Source organism: Candidatus Cardinium sp. cBcalN2, assembly GCF_022810445.1.
Taxonomy (GTDB): domain Bacteria; phylum Bacteroidota; class Bacteroidia; order Cytophagales; family Amoebophilaceae; genus Cardinium.
In genome coordinates this window covers 1-4,887 of sequence record NZ_JAACGD010000078.1, presented here as the reverse complement: position 1 = coordinate 4,887, position 4,887 = coordinate 1, and the positions used below count along the sequence as shown (strand labels likewise).

Sequence of the window (4,887 nt, the reverse complement as noted above, 5' to 3'; positions counted from 1 at the left end):
ACGAAAACAACAACAGCAACAACAGCAACGAAAACGAAAACAGCAACAGCAACAGCAACGAAAACAAAAAAAACAAAAAAAACAGCAAAAAAAACAAAAAACAGCAAAAACGGAAAAAGTAGAAACAGCAAACAAACAAATAAAAAAAACAGTAGCAATCGCTCTTCCGATAATAATACGGGATGTATGAATACAGGTGAATATACTAACCTCTGTCTTGATTAATTTGGATAATAATGCCTAAACACTTAATCGTTATTGTCGGTCCAACAGCTATAGGCAAAACAGCACTTTCAATTCAACTAGCTGAAATTCTGCAAACAGAGATTATATCTGCTGATTCCAGGCAGTTTTATCAAGATTTAGTGATTGGCACCGCACAGCCGACCCAAGCAGAAATGAGGGGCATACCCCATCATTTTCTATCTTTCTTACCCATTCAAGCAAACTACACAGCCGGTAGATTTGAGCAAGATGCCTTACAAACCCTTAACAAAATTTTTACCTATCAAGATGTGGTTATCGCAACCGGTGGTTCTGGCCTCTATTTAAAGGCACTCTGTGAAGGTTTAGCCGAATTGCCTACGCTATCACCTAACCTGCGGGTCACCCTAAATGCTACCTTAGCTCAAAAAGGGCTTCCCTATCTCACCCAGCTACTGGCAGAAAAAGATCCTGCTTATTATAACAGCGTAGATCTTCAAAATCCTAGAAGAGTCCTCAGAGCATTAGAGGTTTGCTTAGGAACAGGACTCCCCTACTCTACCCTGCGACAACAAAAACCAAAAGAAACCAGACCATTCAATATTATAACCATAGGCTTGATCCAAGAAAAAGAACTACTACATAAACGGATCAGCCTGCGTGTGGAGATGATGATGGCACAAGGATTACTAAAAGAAGTTGAAAAACTATATGCCTACAAAAGAACCAATGCCTTGCAAACATTGGGCTATAAAGAGTTATTCGACTATATAGATGGTCAATACAGTTTATCAGAAGCTGTAAACTATATCAAAATAAACACAAAAAAGTATGCAAAAAAACAAATAACCTGGTTTAGAAAAGATAAAAATATAACCTGGTTTACGCCATATGACTTACCTAAAATACAAAGTTATATTCGTGCTATCATAGGCTAATAACCACAATCTGTTACATCTATTATTTTAGTACCAAATGAACGATTATGGAACAAATAGTAAGTATAGATTTGGTTGCTACATTATTTTGTACTAAATTCCAAACTAGAACCCATGTATTAGGTAGTAAACAAAATAAATTTTACCTTCCATATTAATTTATGCCAAATCAAAGAGAATTTAAAAAATTTGCCGTTAAGAATGGTTATGCAACTGGCTTAGAAATTCATAACTACCTATCAGATATTGAAAATATGACCCGATCTGTTATTGAACAACGTCCTGCTCATTTTAGAGAGGTTGATGTCTTTGCCAGATTAATCATGGACAGAATTATCTTTCTTGGCACGCAAGTAGATGATAATATTGCCAACGTAATTATTGCACAGCTTCTTTTTTTACAGTCTGTTGATCCCCAAAAAGATATTTTGCTCTACATTAATAGTCCCGGAGGCTCCGTATACCCAGGTTTAGGAATTTATGATACTATGCAATATATTTCTCCTGATGTAGCCACCATTTGCACAGGTCTTGCTGCTTCTATGGCTGCTGTATTATTGGCTGGAGGAGCTAAAAACAAACGATCTGCCCTTCCACACGCCAGAATTATGATTCATCAACCACTAGGAGGGGCTAAGGGAACAGCTGCTGATATGGAAATTACTATGCAACAAATGATTGAAATTAAAAAAGACATATATAATATTTTATCTAATCATACAGGTCAAGACTATGCTTCTATAGAGCGCCATTCAGATAGGGACTATTGGATGCGTGCAAGCCAAGCAAAAGATTATGGCATCATTGATTTTGTACTAGAGAAACAGAAAAAAATTTAATCATACAACTACTACTATTATGAAAAACCATTGTTCTTTTTGTAAAAAAGCTAGTGAAATAGTCAGTATGATGGTAACAGGTCCAGAAGGACGCATTTGTGACCAATGTGTGACACAAGCTGCACAAATTATTCAGCTCCAAAAGGAAGATAATATCATCAATGATATCAAACCAGTTAACTTACTGCGTCCGAAAGAAATTAAAGCCTATTTAGATGAATATGTGATTGGACAAGAAGAAGCTAAAAAAGCACTATCTATTGCGGTCTATAACCACTATAAACGTCTGGCTCACCCGGCAAGTATAGAAGATGATGTAATCATTGAAAAATCCAACATATTGCTGGTTGGAGAAACAGGTACAGGAAAAACTTATTTAGTTCGTACTTTAGCTCAAATGCTAGAGGTGCCCTTTTGCATTATAGATGCAACCGTCTTGACAGAGGCCGGTTATGTTGGAGAAGATGTAGAAAGCATTATTAGTCGCTTGTTACATGCTGCCAATTATGAGGTAACTGCAGCTGAACGAGGGATTGTTTATGTAGATGAAATCGATAAAATTGCCCGAAAAGGAGATAACCCATCTATCACCCGAGATGTAAGTGGCGAAGGTGTACAGCAATCTTTGCTAAAACTATTAGAAGGTTCGATTGTAAATGCCCCTCCACATGGTGGCAGAAAGCATCCAGATCAAAAGCTAACAGCTGTTAATACAGAAAAGATTTTGTTTATTTGCGGAGGAGCTTTTGATGGCATCACTAGAACCATTAGTAATCGAATCAACTTTAATACGATAGGCTTTGAATTTTGTGCCAAGCCTAATGCTAGGGTAGATGATAAAGATATGCTTAAGTATGTTTCTGCTTCCGATATAAAAGGTTATGGACTCATTCCTGAACTGGTAGGTCGCCTTCCCGTTATAAAAGGACTGGAACCGCTTACAAAATCTGATCTGCGTAGCATTCTTACAGAACCTAAAAATGCATTAGTCAAGCAATATACTAAGTTATTCGCAATAGATGGCATTACCCTAACCTTTACCGAAGAAACCCTTGATTTGATTGCAGAGCAAGCTATATCGCTCAAGTTAGGGGCCAGAGGTCTACGTTCTATCTGTGAAAGCATTATGGGTGAAGTGATGTACACTGCTCCATCCTTAAAAGGACAAGATAAATTAGTCATTGATAAAAGTTATGCATTGGAACAGCTCAGTAGAACACGATTAGAGCTGCTCAGACCTGTAGAAAAAAACAGCCAAGATGGTGTATTAAAAAAAATGGCTTAATCCCCCTTCTTGTTGGTAGTACAGCTACCAAAATAAAATTATAAGTTACTGATAGGTTTTACCTTTAAGATGGATCATTCTTTATCAACCCCGGTTAGAGTAGGTATATTTTTTGGTGGCCAATCGAGAGAACGTGAGATTTCTTTTGCAGGTGGTCGTACCGTCTATGATCACTTAGATCGCGAAAGATTTGAGCCAGTTCCTGTTTTTGTTGATAGTCTCGGTAATTTTATCTTACTCGATAAAAAATACCTTTATCAGGGTACCATCCGAGAGTTTTATCCCTCTCCTGCTGTATCTAATTTTTGGGGTATACCGCTTTACATAGAATCGCTCCCTACTACCCAAAGCCATGCACCATTGATAGAAAAAATAGGACAAAATATAGCACCTATTGATTTTTCAAAATACTTCGATGTAGCTTTTCTTTGTTTGCATGGTGTCTATGGCGAAGATGGAGTCATTCAAGGATTACTGCAATGGTATCAAATCCCCTATACAGGATCTGATATATTGCCAACCGCATTAAGTATTGATAAAATTTATCAAAAAAAACTTTTACAGCATGCAGGGTTTTTAGTTCCTGATTCTATCACTATAACGCAAAAAGAGTGGCTAAATAGAGATGATCCCCAAAAGGTACTAGATAAAATCATCACTACTATTGGGCTTCCTTTTGTTGTTAAAAGCAGCAGACAAGGCTCCTCAATAGGTGTGACAATTGTGCGGCATCGTACACTTGATTCCTTCATAAGGGCTGTCCATAAAGCATTTTTTATGGAAGCCATAAGCTATGAAGGCTGGAAAGCCTATACACCTACAGAGAAAAAAAATTGGTTCAATAGCCTGATAGATCTTCGAGAGGGCATAGGATTTCCTTTATGGGTAGCAGATCAAATTTTTTATACACCTCATGCCTTGTTAGATTATATCGAGCTTTATTTTCAAAAGCAAAAAGAGCCTATTTTATTGATTAGTGCACAAGCAGAAGAAGCCATCCTGATAGAAGCCTTTATAGAGGGACGGGAATTTTCTTGTATTGTACTAGAAGCAGAAAAAGGTAATGCTATGGCATTACCACCCACTGAAATGCTAAAAGGAAAGTTGCATTTTGACTATAGAGCCAAATATCTGCCTGGTATTGTACGAAAACAAACACCTATGATCTTACCTGGTCCTCTATTGGATGTGATCCGTAAAGAGGCAGTTGCCTTGTTCCAACTCCTGAATTGTCAGGTATATGCACGTATAGATGGCTTTCTGACCAATGATAACCAAGTTATTTTAAATGATCCCAACACTACAGCTGGTATGAATCCTTCTTCTTTTTTATTCCACCAGGCAGCAGAGATTGGGCTCCACCCTACTCAGCTGCTTACTTTTATCATCCAACGCTCTCTTGAAGTAAGAAAAGATAAAGGATACTTTACTGCTGACTATCTTTTAAAAAAAATTAAAGCTATAGACTAGGCTTATTACTTAACGCAGTATATTGCGTATAATAGCTCTGTTATAGTATCTGTTCACAACATTGGTAAAAAATGAATTTTTACTGTTACTTTTTTCTTGATAAAAAAGTAACCAAAAAATCAAGCGCTGATGAAAAAAGTGGCTGAAAGCT

Annotated in this window: 5 protein-coding genes; all 5 read left to right on the top strand. The window is 37.1% G+C overall.

Annotated elements, in window-relative coordinates; all coding sequences use genetic code 11:
* The coding region (locus MUW74_RS02315; protein ID WP_243553047.1) for a hypothetical protein at nucleotides 1-225 on the top strand (225 nt) is incomplete at its 5' end.
* Nucleotides 226-236: 11 nt separating this feature from the next.
* On the top strand, nucleotides 237-1,142 hold the full coding sequence (gene miaA / locus MUW74_RS02310; RefSeq protein ID WP_243516916.1) for a tRNA (adenosine(37)-N6)-dimethylallyltransferase MiaA: 906 nt from the start codon (nucleotides 237-239) through the stop codon (nucleotides 1,140-1,142).
* 161 nt (nucleotides 1,143-1,303) lie between these two features.
* Nucleotides 1,304-1,981 (top strand): ClpP family protease, encoded by a 678-nt coding sequence (locus MUW74_RS02305; protein ID WP_262915429.1) that lies wholly within the window; start codon nucleotides 1,304-1,306, stop codon nucleotides 1,979-1,981.
* A 19-nt stretch (nucleotides 1,982-2,000) separates the two neighbouring features.
* Nucleotides 2,001-3,266: an ATP-dependent Clp protease ATP-binding subunit ClpX gene (gene clpX / locus MUW74_RS02300; RefSeq protein WP_243516914.1), complete on the top strand. Its 1,266-nt coding sequence runs from the start codon at nucleotides 2,001-2,003 to the stop codon at nucleotides 3,264-3,266.
* A 69-nt stretch (nucleotides 3,267-3,335) separates the two neighbouring features.
* On the top strand, nucleotides 3,336-4,736 hold the full coding sequence (locus MUW74_RS02295) for a hypothetical protein (protein ID WP_243516912.1): 1,401 nt from the start codon (nucleotides 3,336-3,338) through the stop codon (nucleotides 4,734-4,736).
* Nucleotides 4,737-4,887 lie beyond the last annotated feature (151 nt).

Bases quoted from the DNA above. Each gene is read 5' to 3' on its own strand.
- miaA (WP_243516916.1), top strand. From the start codon at position 237: ATGCCTAAACACTTAATCGTTATTGTCGGTCCAACAGCTATAGGCAAA.
- MUW74_RS02305 (WP_262915429.1), top strand. From the start codon at position 1,304: ATGCCAAATCAAAGAGAATTTAAAAAATTTGCCGTTAAGAATGGTTAT.
- clpX (WP_243516914.1), top strand. From the start codon at position 2,001: ATGAAAAACCATTGTTCTTTTTGTAAAAAAGCTAGTGAAATAGTCAGT.
- MUW74_RS02295 (WP_243516912.1), top strand. From the start codon at position 3,336: ATGGATCATTCTTTATCAACCCCGGTTAGAGTAGGTATATTTTTTGGT.